Origin of the sequence: Dielma fastidiosa, assembly GCF_003475485.1 — a bacterium.
In the GTDB taxonomy this organism is placed as follows: domain Bacteria; phylum Bacillota_I; class Bacilli_A; order Erysipelotrichales; family Erysipelotrichaceae; genus Dielma; species Dielma fastidiosa.
Map to the genome: position 1 here is coordinate 17396 of NZ_QRQL01000010.1, position 16736 is coordinate 34131.

Annotated in this window: 28 protein-coding genes and 1 riboswitch; all 28 genes read left to right on the forward strand. The window is 41.8% G+C overall.

Going from position 1 to position 16736, the window contains the following annotated elements:
• The 28 genes from DWZ33_RS15365 to rpmJ all read left to right on the forward strand — a co-directional run bounded on the left by DWZ33_RS15365 (position 1) and on the right by rpmJ (position 16726).
• The gene (locus tag DWZ33_RS15365; protein WP_118455731.1) at positions 1-2058 is read left to right on the forward strand and encodes a flavocytochrome c; all 2058 of its coding nucleotides are present in this window, start codon (positions 1-3) and stop codon (positions 2056-2058) included.
• A gap of 390 nt (positions 2059-2448) precedes the next feature.
• Positions 2449-3393, forward strand: coding sequence for a calcium/sodium antiporter (locus DWZ33_RS15370; protein ID WP_022936332.1), 945 nt, complete (start codon positions 2449-2451; stop codon positions 3391-3393).
• Between the two features lie 191 nt (positions 3394-3584).
• Positions 3585-3672: riboswitch (TPP riboswitch) on the forward strand.
• Between the two features lie 30 nt (positions 3673-3702).
• A complete protein-coding gene (locus DWZ33_RS15375) occupies positions 3703-4290 on the forward strand; it encodes an energy-coupled thiamine transporter ThiT (RefSeq protein WP_022936333.1) in 588 nt (195 codons plus the stop codon).
• Positions 4291-4662: 372 nt separating this feature from the next.
• Positions 4663-4974, forward strand: a complete 312-nt coding sequence (rpsJ, locus tag DWZ33_RS15380) for a 30S ribosomal protein S10 (protein ID WP_002607415.1) — start codon at positions 4663-4665, stop codon at positions 4972-4974.
• A 17-nt stretch (positions 4975-4991) separates the two neighbouring features.
• Positions 4992-5675: a 50S ribosomal protein L3 gene (gene rplC, locus DWZ33_RS15385; protein ID WP_022936335.1), complete on the forward strand. Its 684-nt coding sequence runs from the start codon at positions 4992-4994 to the stop codon at positions 5673-5675.
• Positions 5676-5678: 3 nt separating this feature from the next.
• Entirely contained in the window at positions 5679-6308 is a 630-nt protein-coding gene (gene rplD, locus DWZ33_RS15390) for a 50S ribosomal protein L4 (RefSeq protein ID WP_022936336.1), read from the forward strand.
• Complete coding sequence (gene rplW, locus DWZ33_RS15395) at positions 6308-6595, forward strand: 50S ribosomal protein L23 (protein WP_029472606.1); 288 nt, start codon at positions 6308-6310, stop codon at positions 6593-6595. Before rplD ends, rplW begins: the two co-directional genes overlap by 1 nt.
• Positions 6596-6654: 59 nt before the next feature.
• Entirely contained in the window at positions 6655-7488 is an 834-nt protein-coding gene (gene rplB / locus DWZ33_RS15400; RefSeq protein ID WP_022936338.1) for a 50S ribosomal protein L2, read from the forward strand.
• Between the two features lie 21 nt (positions 7489-7509).
• Positions 7510-7788, forward strand: coding sequence for a 30S ribosomal protein S19 (gene rpsS / locus DWZ33_RS15405; RefSeq protein WP_022936339.1), 279 nt, complete (start codon positions 7510-7512; stop codon positions 7786-7788).
• Between the two features lie 13 nt (positions 7789-7801).
• Complete coding sequence (rplV, locus tag DWZ33_RS15410) at positions 7802-8137, forward strand: 50S ribosomal protein L22 (RefSeq protein WP_118455878.1); 336 nt, start codon at positions 7802-7804, stop codon at positions 8135-8137.
• Positions 8138-8148: 11 nt separating this feature from the next.
• Complete coding sequence (gene rpsC, locus DWZ33_RS15415; protein ID WP_022936341.1) at positions 8149-8949, forward strand: 30S ribosomal protein S3; 801 nt, start codon at positions 8149-8151, stop codon at positions 8947-8949.
• A gap of 3 nt (positions 8950-8952) precedes the next feature.
• On the forward strand, positions 8953-9369 hold the full coding sequence (gene rplP, locus DWZ33_RS15420) for a 50S ribosomal protein L16 (RefSeq protein WP_022936342.1): 417 nt from the start codon (positions 8953-8955) through the stop codon (positions 9367-9369).
• A gap of 3 nt (positions 9370-9372) precedes the next feature.
• Entirely contained in the window at positions 9373-9573 is a 201-nt protein-coding gene (gene rpmC, locus DWZ33_RS15425) for a 50S ribosomal protein L29 (protein WP_022936343.1), read from the forward strand.
• 14 nt (positions 9574-9587) lie between these two features.
• Positions 9588-9851 carry a 30S ribosomal protein S17 gene (rpsQ, locus tag DWZ33_RS15430; protein WP_022936344.1) on the forward strand — a complete coding sequence of 88 codons (264 nt, stop codon included), beginning with the start codon at positions 9588-9590 and terminating at the stop codon, positions 9849-9851.
• Between the two features lie 19 nt (positions 9852-9870).
• Positions 9871-10239, forward strand: coding sequence for a 50S ribosomal protein L14 (gene rplN / locus DWZ33_RS15435; RefSeq protein ID WP_022936345.1), 369 nt, complete (start codon positions 9871-9873; stop codon positions 10237-10239).
• An 11-nt stretch (positions 10240-10250) separates the two neighbouring features.
• Positions 10251-10559, forward strand: coding sequence for a 50S ribosomal protein L24 (rplX, locus tag DWZ33_RS15440; RefSeq protein ID WP_022936346.1), 309 nt, complete (start codon positions 10251-10253; stop codon positions 10557-10559).
• Positions 10560-10573: 14 nt separating this feature from the next.
• Positions 10574-11113 (forward strand): 50S ribosomal protein L5, encoded by a 540-nt coding sequence (rplE, locus tag DWZ33_RS15445; RefSeq protein ID WP_029472609.1) that lies wholly within the window; start codon positions 10574-10576, stop codon positions 11111-11113.
• Between the two features lie 15 nt (positions 11114-11128).
• Positions 11129-11314: a type Z 30S ribosomal protein S14 gene (locus DWZ33_RS15450; RefSeq protein ID WP_034456294.1), complete on the forward strand. Its 186-nt coding sequence runs from the start codon at positions 11129-11131 to the stop codon at positions 11312-11314.
• A 20-nt stretch (positions 11315-11334) separates the two neighbouring features.
• Positions 11335-11730, forward strand: coding sequence for a 30S ribosomal protein S8 (gene rpsH, locus DWZ33_RS15455; RefSeq protein WP_022936348.1), 396 nt, complete (start codon positions 11335-11337; stop codon positions 11728-11730).
• A gap of 15 nt (positions 11731-11745) precedes the next feature.
• Positions 11746-12291, forward strand: coding sequence for a 50S ribosomal protein L6 (rplF, locus tag DWZ33_RS15460; protein WP_022936349.1), 546 nt, complete (start codon positions 11746-11748; stop codon positions 12289-12291).
• 21 nt (positions 12292-12312) lie between these two features.
• The gene (rplR, locus tag DWZ33_RS15465; RefSeq protein WP_022936350.1) at positions 12313-12669 is read left to right on the forward strand and encodes a 50S ribosomal protein L18; all 357 of its coding nucleotides are present in this window, start codon (positions 12313-12315) and stop codon (positions 12667-12669) included.
• 16 nt (positions 12670-12685) lie between these two features.
• On the forward strand, positions 12686-13198 hold the full coding sequence (gene rpsE, locus DWZ33_RS15470; protein ID WP_022936351.1) for a 30S ribosomal protein S5: 513 nt from the start codon (positions 12686-12688) through the stop codon (positions 13196-13198).
• Between the two features lie 14 nt (positions 13199-13212).
• On the forward strand, positions 13213-13653 hold the full coding sequence (rplO, locus tag DWZ33_RS15475) for a 50S ribosomal protein L15 (protein ID WP_022936352.1): 441 nt from the start codon (positions 13213-13215) through the stop codon (positions 13651-13653).
• 1 nt (position 13654) lies between these two features.
• Positions 13655-14947 carry a preprotein translocase subunit SecY gene (gene secY, locus DWZ33_RS15480; RefSeq protein WP_117536556.1) on the forward strand — a complete coding sequence of 431 codons (1293 nt, stop codon included), beginning with the start codon at positions 13655-13657 and terminating at the stop codon, positions 14945-14947.
• A gap of 13 nt (positions 14948-14960) precedes the next feature.
• A complete protein-coding gene (locus tag DWZ33_RS15485; RefSeq protein ID WP_022936354.1) occupies positions 14961-15605 on the forward strand; it encodes an adenylate kinase in 645 nt (214 codons plus the stop codon).
• On the forward strand, positions 15606-16379 hold the full coding sequence (gene map, locus DWZ33_RS15490; RefSeq protein ID WP_022936355.1) for a type I methionyl aminopeptidase: 774 nt from the start codon (positions 15606-15608) through the stop codon (positions 16377-16379).
• Positions 16372-16590 (forward strand): translation initiation factor IF-1, encoded by a 219-nt coding sequence (infA, locus tag DWZ33_RS15495; protein ID WP_004798231.1) that lies wholly within the window; start codon positions 16372-16374, stop codon positions 16588-16590. The genes map and infA overlap by 8 nt, the downstream gene beginning before the upstream one ends.
• Positions 16591-16612: 22 nt before the next feature.
• Positions 16613-16726: a 50S ribosomal protein L36 gene (rpmJ, locus tag DWZ33_RS15500; RefSeq protein WP_022936356.1), complete on the forward strand. Its 114-nt coding sequence runs from the start codon at positions 16613-16615 to the stop codon at positions 16724-16726.
• Positions 16727-16736 lie beyond the last annotated feature (10 nt).

The following is a 16736-nucleotide window of genomic DNA, read 5'->3' on the forward strand; positions in this document are numbered from 1 at the left end:
ATGAAGAAAATCGCAAGTTTATTATTAGCCGGTTTGCTGATTGTCAGCGGCTGTGCTAAAACAGATCAAGGCTCACAGCTTTATACAGCAGGAACTTATGAGGTTGTAACCCAAGGTTTTGGCGGTGATATGAAGGTTGCAGTGACTGTCAGTGCTGATAAAATTGAAAAGGTTGAGGTACTGGAACATGGGGAAACACAGGGTATCGGTACGAATGCTATTGAACAGCTGCCAGCAATTATCGTAGAAAAACAAAGTGCTGAAGTTGATACGGTAGCCGGCTGTACGGTATCAAGCAAGGCATTGTTATCTGCCGTGCAGGAGGCTTTAAATCAAGCAATGGGTAAAGATGCTTCTGCTAATGTGGCAGCCGATGGTGAATATGCCGTTGAGGTAAATGGTTTCCACGGCCCTATGCAGGTAAGCGTGGTTATTAAGGATGGTAAAATTACGGCAGTGAATGTTGGCAATAATGTTGAAACTGTAGGTATCGGTTCTAAAGCAATTGATGCAATGCCGCAGCGAATCATTGATGCTCAGTCAGTGAACGTTGATGTATTAACGGGTGCCAGTATTACATCAAGAGCAATTCTCTCTGGTGTAAGTGATGCGCTGACACAGGCGGGTGCTGATTTATCTGTATATTCTAAAGCGGTGGAAGTGGTGAAGAGTGAGGATAAGGAAATCAGCGCGGAAATCGTTATTATCGGTGCTGGCGGTGCTGGTCTTACTGCAGCTATCGAAGCATTAGAAAATGGTGCAGCTTCCGTAGCATTAATTGAAAAGATGGATATTACCGGCGGCAACACGCGTCTGTCAGGCGGTGAATATGCAGCTCCGAATAACTGGCTGCAGGCTGGTGAAGGTATCGAAGACAGTAAGGAACAGTATTTTAATGATATTTATGAAGGCGGTTATGAACGCGGCAATAAGGAATTGATTCAGGTTATTGTTGATAACGCGCTGGAAAGTGCAGAATGGTTGAAGGATGATGTAGGGGTTGTATATCGTGACAAGATGTCATGGTATGGCGGTCACAAAGTAGCTCGTACATTATGGCCGGTTGGTGACGGACCTGTTTATGTTGATACTTTAGAAGAAAAAGCTCGTTCATTAGGTGCGGAAATTTATTTCACAACAACTGCTAATGAATTGATCCAAGATGAAAATGGCCGTGTAACCGGTGTTGTCGCTACTTATAAAGATGGTGCAACTTATACATTTAAGGCTGATAAGGGTGTTATTATGACAACCGGTGGTTTCTCTGCCAATGTAGAAATGCGTGAAGCAGTTAATACTATGTGGCCAAGTCTTGATGCCAATGTACCTAATACGAATTCACCGGCTATTACAGGTGATGGTACCATTATGGCTCAGGCAATCGGTGCTGATGTTGTAGATATGGATGCGATTCAGCTGTATCCGGTAAACAATCCAGCGACTGGCAATTACTACTATATCGATTATGCTCGTTTAAATTCAACAGCACTGTTAGTTAACAAAGAAGGCAAACGTTTCGTAAATGAAAAGGGTACTCGTGATGTTATTTCATTAGCAACTCTGGAACAGACAGATAAGATGGTTTATGAAATTATTGATGCGGCTGTAGTTGCTGAACAAAGGCTGTATGAAGATTATCAGGCTGAAATCGATAAGTGTCTGAAAGACGGTGTATTGGCAATTGGTACATTAGAAGAAGTCTGCGAGCATTTTGGTGTGCCTGTGGAAGAGGTTAAGGCTACAATCGCTCATTACAATGAAATGGTTGATGCGGGCACGGATGAAGATTTCGGACGTACTGATAACTTCAATAAGATTGGTGAAGGACCTTACTTCATGTTCTCTTCTGTTGTCTCTGTTCACCATACAATGGGCGGTGTAAAAATTGATGCGGATGCCCGTGTTCTTGACAAAGACGGCAATCCAATTGAAGGTCTGTATGCGGCTGGTGAAGTTACCGGCGGTATCCATGGCGGTAACCGTTTAGGTTCAGTAGCTGTTTGTGACACTGTTGTATTCGGCCGTGTCGCAGCTCAAAGCGCATTAGCTCAAAAATAATTAAGATTAGCTAAATGCCATCGTATTAAAAATATTATGAGTTCTGTCAATGATAAGGCAGGACTCTTTTTTTGTTATGAGGAAGCTGTGAAAAGTTTAAAGGAAAATGGAACATAGCTTAGAATTTAATCAGGATCGCGGGAGTTAATAGCCGTCTCATTATGCAGATAAACTAATATTGATAATATCTCTGCCATGATTGCATAAAAAACTGGTAATTATATTTTGTATAGGCTATAATACAACAAAAGGGAGTAGCTTGTATCTGATAAGGATAGGGTAATCATCGTCATCACGTTGGCAGAACCAACCGGTGTTACACATTGAAGCAAGACTTTTACCGAAGGGTGTAGAAGTCTTTTTCTATGCCGTTATAACAGGAGGAACACTATGATTTCGGTTTTGTATTTAGTTCTTGGTTTTGTTTTATTAGTGAAAGGCGCTGATTTCTTCGTTGATGGCAGCAGTGCGATTGCGAAAAGGCTGGGGATTCCAAGCCTGATTATCGGTCTTACCATTGTAGCCTTTGGTACCAGCGCGCCTGAGGCAGCGGTTAGTATTACAGCTAGTTTGACGGGTCAGAATGAGATCGCGGTAGGCAATGTGATTGGCTCTAATATTTTTAATTTATTATTTATCGTAGGCTTATGCGCAATGATCCGCCCATTGTCGGTGCATAAGTCAATCTTAAACCGTGATTTTCCATTGTCGATACTAGGGGCTGGGGTGTTGGTAATCTGCGGCTTAGATGTATTTTTTAATGAAGGCAGTGTGAATGTTGTCTCACGGGTTGAGGGACTTTTGCTTTTATGTTTCTTTATTGTTTTTATATATGCGACAAGCATGGCTGCGCTGAGTGATAAGCAGGCAGCTGAAACCGGCACCGATGTTTTATCATGGCCCAAGAGCTTTCTTTACCTTGGCAGTGGACTGATTGGTGTTGTTGCCGGCGGTCAGCTCGTTGTGAGCGGTGCCAGTGACCTGGCGTTAATGCTTGGATTAGGGAAGGATTTGATTGCCTTGACGATTGTGGCAATCGGTACATCACTGCCGGAACTGGTAACCTCATTTGTAGCGACACGCAAAGGGGAAAGTGATATTGCGATGGGAAATGTCATCGGTTCTAATGTATTCAATATATTCTTTATCTTGGGAATGTCCGCAACTGTGGCACCGCTGACGATTACCAATAATACATTCATTGATCTTGGCGTACTGATTGCCGGCAGTATTATTGCCTTTATCTTTTCAAGAAAAGGTACAATTAATAAAAATTCAGGAATTGTGATGTTGTTAATGTATGCTGCATATACGGCATATCTGATAATGCGGTAGATAATTGCTTGGTATAAGAGCTGTGACGGTTTATGTTACAGCTTTTATTGATTTAAAATGGTGACGGTGCAGCTTCATAGTATCTCGCTAACTTTATTAATATAGATCAATATTTTCATGGTTTTGGTTCATAAGCAAATTATTATGATGGAAAAGGTTGCATTCATTAATATAAGTAATATATAATAATACAGTCAAGACAGGGGTGCTGAAAAGCTGAGAGAGTCCCTTTGACCTGATCTAGTTAGTACTAGCGTAGGGAGTCAATTTCTTTTTTGATGTTCTTACGCCTCATGGAGGTGTTTTTTTATGGACAAAACTAGAAGTAATGTTTTAACAATGGTTTATGCTGCTATGTATATAGCGCTTGCCGTGGCACTGAATGCGTTTAATACAGCGATGCCGATCATTCAGATGCCTAATGGCGGTTCTTTAGAACTTTTGGTTATCGCACTGTTTATCGCATCGTATCATCTGGGCTGGCGGTGGGGAGCGGCAATATCAGCGCTCTCATGGGTTATCGGTGTTCTGTTTGGTCTGAACAATTATATGGTTTCAGTGCCGCAGGTGCTGCTTGATTATGTGGTGCCTTTTGTGGCAATCGGTCTGGCATCCATCGTGCCGGCTATTCACATCGGAAATACAAAACTCTCAAATCTTTATACCGGTGTCTGCTTCGGCATGTTTTTAAAATATATTTCGCAAGTAATATCCGGGGTTTATTTCTGGTTTCCGGAAGGAAGCGCGGCAGGCTCATGGGCTGCCTGGGCCTATTCAGCGCCTTACAATTTCTGGTACAACCTGGTAACCTTTATTGCTGCAATTATCTTAGTGCCGATTTTGGTTAAACGTCTCAATAAGCTCAGCAGTATTACAATGAGCGGTGTAAAAGAATAACTTAGCATAAGAACTTCTTCGGGAGTTCTTTTTTTGCGAATTACTAAATATATAAAAGAATTCAATAAAAATTAGAAAAATGGGTATAATCTAGATGAAAAATACCCTTCGATAATTGATTTTTAAATGTAACCGCTATCATTTTGGGCTGTACAGCAAAAAAATGGGGTAATTGAAAAAAAGCCGAATTTTATGGGATTTTTTTAAAAAAAAGACTTGCAATACAGGGTTATTCTTTGCTATAATACCTCTGTTACCGCGTGGACATGCGAGGTTGCCGACACACTGAGAGACGTTGTCATGACCCAGTGAGCCGGGGGAATTCGCACCGAGCGGGTCTATCACAGATATAGACGAAAGGAGATTTATTTCATGGCAAAAAACAGTGTAAGAATTCGCTTAAAAGCTTACGAACACAGAATCTTAGATGCTAGCGCAGAAAAGATCGTTCAAGCTGCCCAGGCACACGGTGCCAAAAAGATCGTTGGACCAGTACCTCTTCCAACTGAAAAGCAAGTAGTAACTATCTTGCGTGCGGTACACAAATACAAAGATTCTCGTGAACAATTCGAAATTAGAACTCACAAACGTTTAATTGAGATTGTCGGACCTACAGCAGAAACAATCGATTCACTGAGTCGTCTTGAACTGCCAAGCGGTGTTGACATCGAGATTAAACTGTAATGATGGAGGTGAACATCATGAAAGGAATTTTAGGACGTAAAGTCGGGATGACACAAGTCTTCACTGAAGATGGTGTATTAATCCCTGTAACTGTAGTAGAAGCTACACCAAATATTGTTTTACAAAAGAAAACAGTTGAAAATGATGGCTATGTTGCTGTTCAGCTTGGTTTAGAAGACATCAAAGAAAGACGTGCTACTAAAGCTGCTCTCGGACATGTTGCGAAAGTGAACACAGCACCTAAGCGTTTCATCAGAGAAATTCGCTCAGAAGAAATGATGAGCTATGAATTAGGCAGTGAAGTTAAAGTTGACTTATTTGCCGCTGGCGAAGTAGTTGATGTTATCGGAACTAGCAAGGGTCACGGATTTACTGGTGCGGTAAAACGTCACAATCAGAAAATCGGTCCTAAGACACACGGTTCTGGTCATCACAGAGGTATGGGTTCAGCTGCAACTACTGGTCTTGGTACTAACAAGATCGACCCTGGTTTCACAATGCCTGGTCATTATGGAACAGATCGTACAACTAACCAAAATCTTGAAATCATCAAGGTTGATGCTGAAAAGAATTACATCCTGATCAAGGGTAACGTTCCTGGTCCTAAGAAGGGTCTGGTTATTATCCAATCTGCAAAATGCAGCAAGGGTGATAAAACAGCTAAGGTGTTAGTTGACTACACTAAAACTGAGGAGGAATAAAAAATGCCTAATATCGTTGTATTAAATCAGGAAGGTAAAGAACTTCGCGAAATTAACCTTAATCCTGAAGTGTTTGGCATTGAGCCAAATCAGCAAGTAATCTTTGATGCCATTGTTATGCAGCGCGCATCAATGAGACAAGGTACTCACGACGTTAAAAACCGCAGAGAAGTTCGCGGCGGCGGTCGTAAGCCTTACAGACAAAAAGGAACCGGTAATGCTCGTCAGGGTTCTACAAGAGCTCCGCAGTTCCGCAAGGGTGGTATCGTATTCGGTCCTACACCTCGCAGCTATGCTTACAAATTAAACAAAAAAGTTCGTCGTCTTGCTCTTAAATCAGTATTATCTGAAAAAGTGGCAAGCAATGATATGATCGTTGTTGATGAATTGAAATTTGCTGCTCCTAAGACAAAAGATTTCATCAAGACAATCGATGCAATCGGCGCAGCTAAGAAAACATTGTTTGTTGTTTCAAGTGAAGAAGATTTCGAAAATGCTTATCTGTCAGTTCGCAACATCCCTACAATGATGATGCTGACATCTGATGGTATCAATGTTTATGACATTGTAAATGCTAACAAGATCGTGTTCACTGAAGCAGCAGTGAAATGCGTTGAGGAGGTATTAGGATAATGAATAACTACAGAGATATTATTATCCGTCCAATCATCACTGAGAAATCAATGAAATTGATGGAAGAAGATAACAAGGTTACATTCGAAGTTGCTAAGGGCGTAAACAGAACTCAGGTTCGTCAGGCTGTTGAAAAAATCTTCGGTGTTAATGTTGAAAAAGTTAACATGGTTAACACAAAGCCAAAAGCTAAACGTGTTGGTAAATACACTGGCACAACAAGTCCTGTACATAAGGCAATCGTTAAAATTGCTGCTGGACAAGACATCAACTTATTCGGCGAATAGTCGAAACAGGGAAGAGTCACGCTATTTCCCTTTAAAATGCGTAAGGAGGAAATTAATCCATGGCGATTAAGAAATATAAGCCAACGACCCCGGGTCGTCGTAATATGTCAACACTGACATTTGACGAAATTACAACGAACAGTCCTGAACGCTCACTGCTTGCTCCTTTAGGAAGCAAAGGTGGCCGTAACAATAACGGACGTATCACTACTCGTCACCAAGGTGGAGGCCATAAGCGCCAATACCGTATTATCGATTTCAAGAGAAACAAAGATGGTATCCCTGCTAAGGTTGCTACTATCGAATACGATCCAAACAGATCAGCAAACATCGCATTGTTAAACTATGCGGATGGTGAAAAACGTTATATCCTGGCTCCAAAGGGATTAACGGTCGGCACAACACTGCTTTCTGGTGAAACAGCTGATATCAAGGTTGGTAACTGCTTGGAAATGCGTCACATGCCTGAAGGTACATTCATTCACAACGTTGAATTGAAACCTGGCAAGGGCGGTCAGCTGGCTCGTTCAGCGGGTGTTTCAGCTCAGATTCTTGGTATCGAAGATAAATATGTAACAGTACGTCTTGCCTCTGGCGAAGTACGTAAAATCTTAGCTAACTGCCGTGCTACTATCGGACAAGTTGGTAACGAAGACCACAGCCTGGTTAATCTGGGTAAAGCAGGTCGCTCACGCTGGTTAGGTATCAGACCTACGGTTCGTGGTTCAGTTATGAACCCTAACGATCACCCTCACGGTGGTGGTGAAGGCCGTACACCAGTTGGACGTAAGTCACCAATGACGCCATGGGGTAAAAAAGCTATGGGTGTTAAAACTCGTAAGAGCAAAAAAGCTTCGACTAAACTGATCGTTCGTCGTCGCAATGGCAAGTAAGCGAAAGGAGGAAATTAAAAAATGAGTCGTAGTTTGAAAAAAGGACCTTTCTGTGATGAACACTTAATGAAGAAAGTGGAAAAACTGAATGAGTCTGGTAAAAAAGAAGTAATTAAAACTTGGTCACGTCGTTCTACAATCTTCCCTCAATTCGTTGAACACACATTTGCCGTTTACAATGGTAAAGAACATCTTCCAGTTTATGTTACAGAAGATATGGTTGGTCACAAATTAGGTGAATTCGTGCCAACTCGCAAATACTCAGGCCATGGAGCCGATGATAAGAAAGCTAAGAGATAGGAGGAAGTAAATGATGGAAGTTAAAGCAACTGCAAAAACATTACGCATCCCACCTAGAAAAGCTCGTCTTGTACTTGATCTGGTTCGTGGTAAGGATGTTGAAGAAGCGAAAGCAATTTTGAAATATACATCAAATTTTGCTGCCGATGCATCATTAAAAGTATTAAATTCAGCGATTGCCAATGCTGTTAACAACAATGGCATGGATGAAGAAAACCTGTATGTAAAAGCTTGTTACGCAAACGAAGGTATCGTATTGAAAAGATTCATGCCGCGTGCAAAAGGCAGCGCAAGCGCAATTCATAGGCGCACTAGCCACATCACATTTGTGGTTAGTGAACGTGATTAAGGAGGTAGCTCATGGGACAAAAAGTTAGTCCAATCGGATTACGTGTCGGTGTCATTCGTGATTGGGAATCAAGATGGTATGCAGACAAAGATTATGCCGATTTATTACTGGAAGACGTTAAGATTCGTGAATTCTTATTCAAAGAGTTAAAAGCTGCTTCCGTATCAAGAATTGAAATCGAACGTTCAAAGAACCGCGTTGAAGTAATCATTCGTTCAGCTCGTCCAGGTGTTATCATCGGTACAAATGGCGAAGCTGTTGAAGTGATCAAGAAAAAACTGGTTAAATTAACAAATGGTAAGAACGTATTCATCAAGGTAGTTGAAATTGCTAACCCTGATTTAGACGCTCGTATCGTTGCAAGAAGCATTGCCGATCAGCTGGAACAGCGTGCATCATTCAGAACTGCTCAGAAAAGAGCCATTCAAAAGACGATGCGTTCTGGTGCTAAGGGTATCAAAACTTCAGTATCCGGCCGTTTAGGCGGAGCTGATATCGCTCGTTCAGAAGGTTATTCTGAAGGGGTTGTACCTCTTCACACATTACGTGCTGATATCGATTATGCACATGAAGAAGCATCTACTACTTATGGCCGCTTAGGTGTTAAAGTTTGGATCTGCCGCGGTGAAGTTCTGCCTGGACAAATGGTTCAGGAACCAGAAGCACCAAAACAGCCTGCTAATGACAGACGTCGCCGCAACAACAACCGTCGTCCGAATAACGGGGATCGTCGTCCTAACAACAATAACGCTAAGGCAGCTCCAGTTAAGGAAGCTGAAACAGCAGCTCCGGCAGTTGAAGGAGGAAAATAATCTATGTTAATGCCTAATAGAACTAAATATAGAAGACCTCACCGTTTGAGTTACGAAGGTAAGTCAAAAGCTGGCCGTGCTGTTGCATTCGGTGAATTCGGTCTTGTTGCTGATTCTGGTAACTACGTAAGTAACCGTCAGATTGAAGCAGCACGTATTGCGATGACACGTTATATGAAACGTGGCGGACAAGTTTGGATCAAAATTTTCCCACACATGGCAATCACAAGAAAACCATTGGAAGTACGTATGGGATCTGGTAAAGGTGCACCTGAAGGATGGGTAGCAGTAGTTAAACCTGGTCGTGTTATGTTTGAAATCGGCGGCGTTGACGAAGCAACTGCTCGTGAAGCGTTCCGTCTTGCTTCTCACAAACTTCCAGTTAAATGTAAATTTGTACGTAAGGGCGAGGAGGAGTAACACATGACAGTCAAGGAAATCAGAGAAAAAAGCAATGCTGAATTGCTGAATGATATCGAAACGCTTAAAGCTGAACTCTTTAACCTTCGTTTCCAACAAGCAACTGGACAATTAACAAATCCTGCAAGAATGAGAGAAATTAAGAAATCTATTGCTCGTATTAAAACAGTGATGACTGAGCGCGAGCTTAGTAATCAAGATTAGGAGGATCGAAGAGAATGGAAGAAAGATCTAACCGTAAAGTTTATCGCGGAACTGTTGTTTCCGATAAAATGGATAAGACAATTACAATCATTGTTGAAACTAAAAAAACACACCCTTTATATGGTAAACGTGTTAAATATTCTAAGAAATTCAAGGCTCATGATGAGAACAACGAAGCTAGAATCGGTGATAGAGTTGAAATTATGGAAACTCGTCCATTGTCAGCAACTAAACGTTTCCGCTTAGTTAAAGTCATCGATAAAGCCGAAGTTCTTTAGTCGCTAGGAGGTAACGTTCATGATTCAAAATGAAAGTAGATTACGAGTAGCTGACAACACGGGAGCTAAAGAAGTATTAGTTATTCGTGGACTAGGTGGAAGTAAAAGAAAATTCAGCAACATTGGTGATGTTGTTGTATGTGCAGTAAAACAGGCTGCTACTGGCGGCACTGTTAAAAAAGGTGATGTTGTTAAAGGTGTAATCGTACGTACTCGCCGCGGTATCCGCCGTGAGAATGGTACTTATATCAAATTTGATGACAACGCTGTTGTACTTATCAAGGATGATAAGACACCACGTGGTACACGTATTTTCGGACCAGTGGCAAGAGAGCTGCGTGACAAGGATTACATGAAAATTGTATCTTTGGCACCAGAAGTATTATAGGAGGTGCCCTTGTGAAGATCAAAAAAGGTGATAAGGTTCAAGTTATTACAGGTGCTTACAAAGGCACAATCGCTGAAGTAACTAAAGTTCTTCCTAAAGAGAGCAAAGTCATCGTTGAAGGTGTTAACTTAGTTAAGAAACACATGAAACCGACTCAAGCTAATCCGGACGGCGGAATTGTTGAAATGGAAGCTCCAATTCATGTTTCAAATGTTATGCTGTATGACAGCAAAGCTAAAAAAGCAAGCAGAGTTGGCTTCAAAATTGCTGATGGCAAAAAAGTGCGCGTGTACAAAGCTACTGGCGCTGAAGTGAAATAGGGGGGAGCTAAGAGATGAACCGCCTACAGGAAAAATACAACAATACAGTTGTAGAAAACATGATGAAGAAATTCGGGTACAAATCTGTAATGGAAGTACCTGCTATTGATAAAGTAGTTATCAATATGGGATGCGGCGATGCTATCGCTAATCCTAAAACTTTAGAAGAAGCTGTTGCTGAACTGACTCAAATCACTGGTCAGAAGCCGGTAATCACTAAAGCTAAAAAGTCAATCGCAAACTTCAAACTTCGTGAAGGTATGCCGATCGGCTGTAAAGTTACATTGCGCAAAGACTACATGTATGATTTCTTAGACAAGCTGATGAACATTTCACTGCCTCGTGTAAGAGATTTCCGTGGTGTCAGCAAAACGGCTTTTGATGGTCGTGGTAACTATACATTAGGTGTTAAGGAACAAATCATTTTCCCAGAAATCAACTTTGATAAAGTAAATAAGGTTCGCGGGATGGATGTTGTTATCGTAACAACTGCAAAAACAAATGAAGAAGCTAAGGCGCTGCTTGAAGAATTAGGCATGCCTTTCCAGAAATAGGGAGGACAATAAGATATGGCAAAAAAAGCGATGGTACTCAAAGCAAATCGCCCTCAAAAGTTCTCAACTCGTGAATATACACGTTGCGAACGTTGCGGACGTCCTCACTCAGTTTTACGTAAATACAAACTCTGCCGTATTTGCTTCCGTGAGCTGGCTTACAAAGGTCAGATCCCTGGAGTGAAGAAGGCTAGTTGGTAAGAGATAGGAGGAATTGAGTCATGATGATGACAGATCCGATTGCTGATATGCTGACTAGAGTTCGTAACGCGCTTCAAGCCCGTCACGAATCAGTTGAGATTCCAGCAAGTAAAGAAAAGATTGAAATTGCTAAGATTTTGAAATCAGAAGGTTTCATTACTGATTATAAAGTTGAAGGCGATGTTAAAAAAGTATTAACAGTTACCCTGAAATATGGTGCTAACAACGAAAAAATCATTAGCGGATTAAAGAGAATTTCAAAACCAGGTTTACGTGTTTACGCAAAAGTAGATTCTATTCCTAGAGTATTGAATGGTCTTGGTATCGCTATTATCTCAACATCTCACGGTCTGATGACTGACAGAGAAGCTAGAGCTAAACACGTTGGCGGCGAAGTGCTGGCTTACGTTTGGTAATAAAGGAGAACATTTATGTCACGTATCGGTAATAAAACGATTACCATTCCTGCAGGCGTAGAGATTACGGTTGCTGAAGGGAATGAAGTGACTGTTAAAGGTCCTAAGGGAACTTTATCACGTCAATTTGCACCGTTCTTAACAATTTCTGTTGAAGATGGTGAATGCAAAGTTATCCGTCCGGATGACAATAAAACAACAAAACAACTTCACGGAACAACTCGTGCATTGCTGCACAACATGGTTGTTGGTGTATCTGAAGGATTCGAGAAGCGTCTTGAATTAGTTGGTATCGGTTTCCGTTCTGCTATTTCAGGTAACAAACTGCAATTAAACATCGGCTATTCTCATCAAGTAATCTTTGATTTAGTTGATGATGTTAAAGTTGAATGTGCTTCACCTACGGAAATTGTTGTATCAGGTATTGATAAACAAAAAGTTGGTGAATTTGCTGCTAATATCCGTGCTGCTAGAAAACCAGAACCTTACAAGGGCAAAGGTATTCGCTATAAGGGTGAATATGTTCGTCGTAAGGAAGGTAAGACAGCAGGTAAGAAATAGCGAGAAAGGAGCAATCGTAACATGCTTAAGAAAGTTTCAAGAAACGATGAACGTTTACGTCGTCATGCACGTGTTCGTACCAAAGTCAATGGTACTGCTGAATGCCCTCGCTTAAACGTATTCCGTTCAAACGCACATATCCATGTGCAGATTATTGATGATGTTGCAGGCAAAACTTTAGTTGCTGCCAGCAGTGTTGAATTGAAGTTAGAAAATGGCGGTAATGTTGCTGCTGCAGCGGCTGTTGGTACAGAAGTTGCAAAGCGCGCATTGGCTGCCGGTATTGAAAATGTAGTATTTGACCGTGGCGGATATATTTACCACGGACGTGTCAAGGCAGTGGCTGAAGCAGCCCGTGAAGCCGGACTGAAATTTTAAGGAGGTCATGCGAAAAATGGAACGCAAACCAAGAAGAGACCGCGAACGCGAAAAAGAATTTGAAGAACGCGTCGTTACGATCAATCGTGTTACCAAGGTTGTTAAAGGTGGACGCCGTTTCCGCTTTGCTGCTCTTGTCGTGATCGGTGATAAAAAGGGACGTGTAGGTTTCGGTACAGGTAAAGCTAATGAAGTACCTGATGCTATCAAAAAAGCCATTGAAGATGCTAAGAAGAATGTCTTCAATGTTGCTATCGTAAACGGAACAACTATTCCACATGAAATCGTTGGTAAATTCGGTGCCGGTGAAATCCTGCTCCGCCCGGCTTCAGAAGGTACTGGAGTTATCGCTGGCGGCGCTGTACGTGATGTACTGGAATTGGCTGGATTCAGCGATATCCTGTCTAAGTGCTTGGGGTCACGCACACCAGTTAACATGGTAAGTGCAACGATCAACGCTCTTCAGAATCTGAAGACAATCGAAGAAACTGCTCGTCTTCGTGATAAAAAGCCTCAGGAAATTCGTTAGAGGGAGGACAACACATGAAATTACATGAAATGAGTTATACAGAAGGAGCTAGACGCGAAAGAAAGAGAATCGGACGCGGACATGGTTCTGGACATGGTAAAACATCTGGTAAAGGTCAAAAGGGACAAAACGCTCGCAGCGGCGGTGGTGTTCGTTTAGGTTTTGAAGGTGGACAGACACCAATCATGAGACGTTTACCAAAACGTGGATTTACAAACTTCAATCGTAAAGTATTTGCAATCGTTAATGTTGAGAGCTTAAACGTTTTCGAAAACGATACAGTTGTAACTCCTGAATTATTGATTGAAACAGGTCTTGTAAGAAAAGAACTGGATGGAATTAAAATCTTGGGACAAGGCGAATTAGAGAAAAAATTAACTGTAAAGGCTAATAAATTTTCTGGGTCAGCTGTATCTACCATTGAACAAGCAGGCGGAAAAGTTGAGGTAATCTAAGATGTTTGCCACAGCAGTCAACATGTTCAAAAACAAGGATATTCGTAAGAGAATCCTGTTTACATGTGCCATGTTGTTTATCTTCCGTTTCGGAGCAAACATTCCGGTTCCTAATGTTGATACAGGGGCGCTGCTGGCTGGTACGGACAGTAATTCACTGTTGGCGATGATGAACTTGCTGGGTGGCGGACACTTTCAGCAATTCTCAATCTTTGCAATGGGTGTAGGACCTTATATCACAGGTTCTATCATCATCCAATTGCTGTCAATGGATGTAATTCCGGCTTTGACTGAATTATCAAAGCAGGGACAGACTGGACGTAAGGTCATTGACCGTTACACAAGATACCTCGGTGTCGTACTGTGTTTCTTCCAGGCAGCCACAATGACGTATGCATTTGATAAAACTTATCATCTGCTGCTGAATAACAGCTTTGCATCTTATATCTTCGTTGCTATCGTTTTAACTGCCGGAACAATGTTCCTACTTTGGATCGGTGACCAGATTTCAGCTAAGGGTATTGGTAATGGTGTATCAATGATCATCTTTGCCGGTATCGTTGCTAATCTGCCTGGTCAGTTTAAATCGACCTATGATACTTTAGTAACGGCTGAAACGGCAGGTGCCAACGGCATGCTGAGTTTCTTGCTGTATATTGTTGTGTATTTGGTAATTATCGTTCTTGTTGTTTTAATGACTGAAGCAACCAGAAGAATTCCTATCCAATATACTTCAAGTACAGTTATCAAGGGTAAAACCAATGAATTGACTTATCTGCCATTAAAGATCAACTCAGCCAGCGTTATCCCAGTAATCTTTGCTTCTTCAGTAATGATTGCACCGGTAACGATTGCTACCTTTATCACACAAAATGATTTCACGCGTGCGATGCAGAAGGTGCTGAGCTTCCAGACATGGACAGGTTTAGCCATCTATGTAGTCTTGATACTCTTATTTACTTTCTTCTACACGAATCTTCAGGTTGATCCTGAAAAGATTTCCGAGAATCTCGGTAAATCAGGTACATATATTCCAGGTGTAAGACCTGGTGCTGAAACAAAGAATTATGTCAGCAAGGTTTTAAACCGCATAACTGTACTTGGTTCAATTTCATTGGCATTTATCGCTGTGCTGCCATATGTGATCCCATTAGTTAATCCGGCGTTTGCAAATACAAATGTTGGCTTAGGCGGAACGGGTATCATCATCGTAGTCGGTGTTGCTCTTGAAACGGTGAAGTCATTGACCAGTCAGGCTACACAGAAAACATACCGTGGATTTATTGCTCGATAGAAGGTGAAGGAACATGAATTTATTGATTATGGGAGGACCTGGTGCCGGTAAGGGTACGATGTCTGAAAAAATCCTGAAGAAATACAATGTTCAGCATATTTCAACTGGAGATATCTTCAGAAATGAAATGGCGAATCAGACTGAATTAGGGATATTGGCAAAAAGCTATATCGATCAGGGACTGCTTGTACCGGATGATGTAACTAATCAAATGGTAAAGAGCTACCTTGAGAAAACTGATCTTGGCAATGGTTATCTGCTTGACGGATATCCGCGCACCATTGATCAGGCAAAGGCCTTTGACGAAATGACGAAGGGAACATCACTGGCGATCGGCAGAGTAATCTCGCTGAGTATCGCTTTTGAAGAACTTGCCGGCAGAGTTACAGGGCGCCGTATTTGTAAGAAATGCGGAGCAATCTATCACGTAAAATCACACCCGCCGAAAGTGGAGGGAATCTGTGATGTATGTGGAAGCGAATTGATTCAGCGCAAAGATGACACAGTTGAAAGCTTAACTGTACGATTAGATGAATACCGCCGTCAGACAGAACCGGTTATGCTGTATTATGGCAATCAGGGACTGCTGCGCAGCGTAAATGCTAATCAGGCCATCGAAGACGTATGGAAAGATACGCAAAAAGCTTTGGAGGACTAAATGATTACGACCAAATCACCAAGAGAAATCGAATATATGCGTGAGGCGGGAAGAATTGTCGGTTTGGCACATGCTGCGGCTGCCTCTTTCATTAAACCGGGTGTGACGACGAAAGAAGTCAATGCGGTTTGTGAAGAGGTCATCTTAAAGCATGGTGCTGCCCCTTCATTCAAGGGACTGTACGATTTTCCGGCAGCAACCTGTATTTCGGTTAACTCGACTTTAGTTCATGGTATCCCGGACGATACAATACTAAAAGAGGGCGATATTATTTCGGTTGATATTGGTGCCTGTTATCATGGTTATCATGGCGATTCGGCTTGGACATATGCGGTCGGCAGCATTGATGATGAAGCACAGAAATTAATGGATGTGACAAAAGCATCATTGTTTGAAGGTCTAAAATATGCGAAAGCTGGGAATCATCTGACTGATATAAGCCACGCAATTGGAGAATATGTTTATCAACACGGTTATTCAATTCCGCAGGATTATGCAGGCCATGGGATCGGAACTGAGGTTCATGAAGATCCGATTGTTCCCAATTTTGGCCCATCAGGTCACGGTATTTTATTAAAAGAAGGTATGACAATTGCAGTTGAACCGATGGTTCATGCAGGAAGGCCGCAGACCAAGGTGCTTCCTGATGGTACTGTTCTGACTAAGGACGGTTCACTGGCAGCTCACTATGAGCATACAGTTGTGATTCTGAAAGATGGGTATGAAATTCTAACAACAACTTCAGAAAAGGAGGAACAAATTAATAATGGGTAAGCAAGATGTAATTGAGATTGATGGCGTAGTCGAAGACACGCTTCCAAACGCAATGTTTAAAGTGAAATTAGCGAACGGGCACGAAATTCTGGCTCACGTTTCTGGTAAAATCCGTATGCACTACATTCGCATTTTACCGGGGGATCGTGTAACTGTTGAGATTTCACCTTATGATTTAACACGTGGGCGTATAACATTCCGACATAAGTAGTCGTGAACAAGGAGGGAAACGCATGAAAGTAAGACCATCTGTCAAACCAATATGCGATAAGTGCCGCATCATCAAGCGCAAAGGTCGCGTGATGGTAATTTGTGAGAACCCTAAACACAAACAAAGACAAGGGTAAAATGGAGGTG